This window comes from Protofrankia sp. Cr1, from assembly GCF_963555865.1.
GTDB lineage: Bacteria > Actinomycetota > Actinomycetes > Frankiales > Frankiaceae > Protofrankia.
The window spans coordinates 13,980-17,839 of record NZ_CAUVXO010000043.1 but is presented as its reverse complement, the minus strand read 5'-3'; the positions used below and the strand labels follow the sequence as shown (position 1 = coordinate 17,839).

Sequence of the window (3,860 nt, the reverse complement as noted above, 5' to 3'; positions counted from 1 at the left end):
CCAGACCCACCCCCCGTGAGCGCTGCGGCGCTATACCGTCTCAGCGCCAGCACGATAGCGCGACAGCTACTTCGGCATGGTGCCGCATCTCGGGTGATGAGATCCTGAAGCCCGGCCCACTGCTACCCGAGGGGACGGTATGGATCTTTTCGTCGGCCGGGAAGCCGAGTTGACAGAGGCGTTACGCCTGCTCTTCATCCGGGGCGAAGGGTCGGTGATCGACCTTGTCGGTGTTCACGGCCTGGGTAAGTCCATGCTGATCCGACAGCTGGTCAGTCGGGTTGAAGGCGCCAACCGGGTATACATCTTCAACGAGGACATGTCCGCGTTCCGGCGGGAAGGATTCCGGGACGCCTACGGCCCCCGCGCCTCTGCCCCCGTCCTGTGGGAGACATTCGCGCGAACACGAGAGCTGATGCTTCGGGTGACCGATCGTACCCGAGCTCGGGAGTTCGCTGGTTTCCGCCAGCTGTGCGAGCGTGAGGCCCGGCTGCTCGGCGGTGCACCGAAGACCGAAACGGGTGTGCGCGACACCCCCGAGAGCGACGACCAGGAAACGGTGAAGGCTCGGATCCGCCAGTCGCAGTCGGCCATTGACGACGCTTTCGTCAGCGGCTGGGCGGAATGGAGCCGGCGTCGGCACATCCTGATCACCATGGATTCGTTCGAACGTATCGTCGACGACGAGATGGGTCACTGGCTGGCGCGTATGGCGCTGCGCCTGACCAACACTCTGGTCGTCATCGCCCGGGTGCCCTCACCGCACACGTTCTCGACCGGATCGGATCGCTGGTACGTCCGGGCGCTGCCCTATCTGTCTCGCGACGAAGTCGTCCTCTACCTCGACCAGACCTTTGACGGTGCACTGCGGCCAGGTGTCGCCGATGTCGTCCACGATTTCACGGCGGGACATCCCGGTGGCCTGTCGCTGGCGGCGAAACTGGTCAGCGAGACGGGTCCGGACAAACTGGAGGCGTCGGACCTGCGGCGAACTCTTCAGCGGCTACCGGACGATCCGTGGGAGAAATGGGCCGGCCTCGTTCGACTGATCATCGACGCGGTCCGGGACACCCGGTTGTCGAAGGCCGTCCATGCCTGCGCTGTGGTCAACACCTTCGACGAGCCGCTACTCGCCGAACTGCTGGCAGAAGGCGACGACGGGTATCCCGATGTGGGAACCGTCATTCAGACGCTCAAGGGCTATGGCATCGCCGAACAGCTACTCGCGGTCGCCGACGAACCGTCCGACCGTTTCCGCCTGCACGAGTTCATCCGGCTTTCCCTGAGCCGCGAACTGCGGACAATGCACCCCCGCATCTGGCAGGACTTGCACCAGCAGGCCGCCCAACATTACTTCCGCCTCGTGTCGGAATGGGAGGACGAAACCACCGGCACCTACAGCTCCTGGTATCGCTACGAACACCCCCGCTGGCAGGCCTACAAGCGGGAGTGGTTGTTCCACGCCCGGCGGGTGTCCCGGAACCGCACGATCACCCGGGCACGTTTCGCGCTCGTGTTCCTGGAAGCCTACTGGTGGTGGGGGTGCTACTGTCCGTTCGACTACAACCGGCGGCTGCTGGAGGACTGGGAACGTACCTGGCACCAGGAGGACTCGCTCGCCGGGAACGTCGGCTCCGTCGCGACCGCAACCCAGCGTAACCCGGACGATCAGTTGGGCGAAGCGCTGGGCTTTGTGCTGGACCATTATCCGCCGGGGTACCTCAAGACCGACGCTCCCTGGAACGACATCCGTAACCGGCTTCTCCTCGTCCAACGTCTTTGCGGGCTGGGCCGTGGCGCGCGTGTTGACGCCACTGCGGAAGAAGAACGGGAGCTGCTGCGAGTCAATGGCCTGATCAGGATATTTCTCGCGCACACCAGGCGATTCCGTGACCCGGCGGACCTGGCCGCGAACCGTTACTACAAAGAGGCGCTGGCTGTTTTTGAGGAACTCACGGACGACTGGAACGTCGCCTGGCTGCTCTTCGAAACCGCGGACCTCGCGCTGGAACGGGAGGCTCTGGAGGAGGCGGTCACCCGTATCACCGCCGCGGCGCAACGCCTGAAACGGCTCGCCGCGCAAACAGATGACTGGGACGAGGAGTTGATCGCGAACCTCTTCCGTGTGCGGGCGGATGTGTACTGGGCATCAGGGAAGACCGACGAGGCATTCGCCGACTACCATCGTGCTGTCGTCCACGCCTATCGGTTCATGGGTGTCCCGCACCCTCCGGACGATTACAACCTCGTTTTCTACGAGGAGATGACGACCCGGACGGTGAGTCGCCTGTGCGAGATCTTCAATCGCTCCGGTGTCGATGAGGCAAAGCGACGGGCCGAGCTGACCGGCAGTCAACTTTCGGGTGGTGAGCGAACCGGCACAGATGATGTCCACCGAATGTTCGACCGTTCGGACATACGCGCCCTACGCGTCTGGTTGTTCCCGCGCGGGCCGGAACCCGCCGAGTTGAGGTCAGCGGACTCCGCCTTCATGGACGAATGGAGCGTCTTCGACGAGGACGAGCCACCGTCGGACGCCGATGTGGAGTCCCTTGCCTCCGGATAGCGGCTGCGTCACGGCGCCGACGAACCGGCTGGGGTGGGTAGTCCGAGCCGGGTCGCGAGCCACGACGCCTGCCAGCGGCGTTCATCGAGGTAGGGGTCATCGAGGTGGGCGGCGTCGCCGAGGATGGCGCTGCGCTGGTTGGCGGCGCGTGCCGCGATGTAGGCGAGTGCCGCGGGAGGGTCGACGTCGAGCGATTCAAGCGCGTCGATCACGTATGCCGACAACAGGTTGGCCGTGGAACCGGGATCCTGCGCAGCTGCCTCGATGCCCGCGCGAGCATGCTCGTCGAGCGAGTCACCCTTTCCCTTCTGGCCGATTCCGTTCTGGCCAAAAGCTGCCGCCGCGGCCTCGATGCTCTCGGCAAGCGCGGCCAGGCCAGCGTCGCGCAGTTCGGCCGCCGCATGGTAGGCGACCCGGCAGACGCAGGCGACACTGAATTCCCGGGCAGCCGCCCGCGTCCATTGCTCGACCCGCGTGCCGAGCCGACCGCGTCTGGCCACGACCTTGTTCTCGTGGATGACGAGCGGGCCGTCGAGGTCTATCCGCCAGAGTTCCTCGGTGAGCCAGTAGGGCAGGTCCTCGACCCGGCAGGCGTGGATACCGTCCCTGCACGGCACCACATCTCCGGCTCCGGCATTGACCTCGGCGTCAACCCAGGTTCCCGGCACCGTCCCCCAGTCATAGCCGGTGAACGGGCCCGTCCCCGCCGGACGGAGGAACTTGTAGTAGCTCATCGTCACGTATCACGAACCCGTTCGACCGCTGCGGCTAGCCTGTCCGCCAGCCCCGCGGGAACCACCACGGTGGCCGCCGCCGTCAACGCCGCCAACGATCGTCGCACCCGGTCACTGTAGGCAAGACACGGCGGGCAGAAAAGCAGGTGCTGTTCGAACGCATTCTGATCACTGTCGGTCAGCTCTGCGTCGTACCAGGCGCCCACCAGATCGAAGATGACCTCACAGCTGACGTCCCTCGCCCTCATCGGCGCTCAGCCCCGGAATCGACGGCCCTGCACTCTTCATCGAGGTAAGCGACGTAGGCCTCCCGGGCGCTGTCGAGAAGTCTGCCCTGATCATCGGGTTCCGTACCCGTGATGGGAGCGGCCTCGGTCGCCGACAGCTTTGCCGCGTCCCGGAGGATGAGCAGCGTCCGCTGGTTCAGCGCAAGGCGACGCACCGCATGACGCACCTGTTCGGCTGTGGGCACCCAACCGGCTGGCCAGGACGGGACGTCAACGTTCCACCATCCCGCCCAGCGGTCATCCGGCGGCAGAAAGAAGCCCGCTCGCGATGGC

At 65.3% G+C, this 3,860-nt stretch carries 3 protein-coding genes and 1 pseudogene; 1 reads left to right on the top strand and 3 read right to left on the bottom strand.

The features are described 5' to 3' along the window. Positions 1-139: 139 nt before the first annotated feature. The gene (locus U9980_RS06510; RefSeq protein WP_322767107.1) at positions 140-2,566 is read left to right on the top strand and encodes a hypothetical protein; all 2,427 of its coding nucleotides are present in this window, start codon (positions 140-142) and stop codon (positions 2,564-2,566) included. Between the two features lie 8 nt (positions 2,567-2,574). Here U9980_RS06510 and U9980_RS06505 read toward each other — a convergent pair whose 3' ends face one another. The 3 genes and pseudogenes from U9980_RS06505 to U9980_RS06495 all read right to left on the bottom strand — a co-directional run. Continuing rightward, positions 2,575-3,300 (bottom strand): hypothetical protein, encoded by a 726-nt coding sequence (locus U9980_RS06505; RefSeq protein WP_322767106.1) that lies wholly within the window; start codon positions 3,298-3,300, stop codon positions 2,575-2,577. Between the two features lie 2 nt (positions 3,301-3,302). Continuing rightward, on the bottom strand, positions 3,303-3,548 hold the full coding sequence (locus U9980_RS06500) for a zf-HC2 domain-containing protein (protein WP_322750339.1): 246 nt from the start codon (positions 3,546-3,548) through the stop codon (positions 3,303-3,305). Next, positions 3,545-3,860: pseudogene (locus tag U9980_RS06495) on the bottom strand (hypothetical protein); the annotation flags it as partial. The pseudogene U9980_RS06495 and the gene U9980_RS06500, both read right to left, overlap by 4 nt.

Excerpts from the sequence above, each read along its gene's own strand:
- U9980_RS06510 (WP_322767107.1), top strand. The coding sequence starts at position 140 with ATGGATCTTTTCGTCGGCCGGGAAGCCGAGTTGACAGAGGCGTTACGC.
- U9980_RS06505 (WP_322767106.1), bottom strand. The coding sequence starts at position 3,300 with ATGAGCTACTACAAGTTCCTCCGTCCGGCGGGGACGGGCCCGTTCACC.
- U9980_RS06500 (WP_322750339.1), bottom strand. The coding sequence starts at position 3,548 with ATGAGGGCGAGGGACGTCAGCTGTGAGGTCATCTTCGATCTGGTGGGC.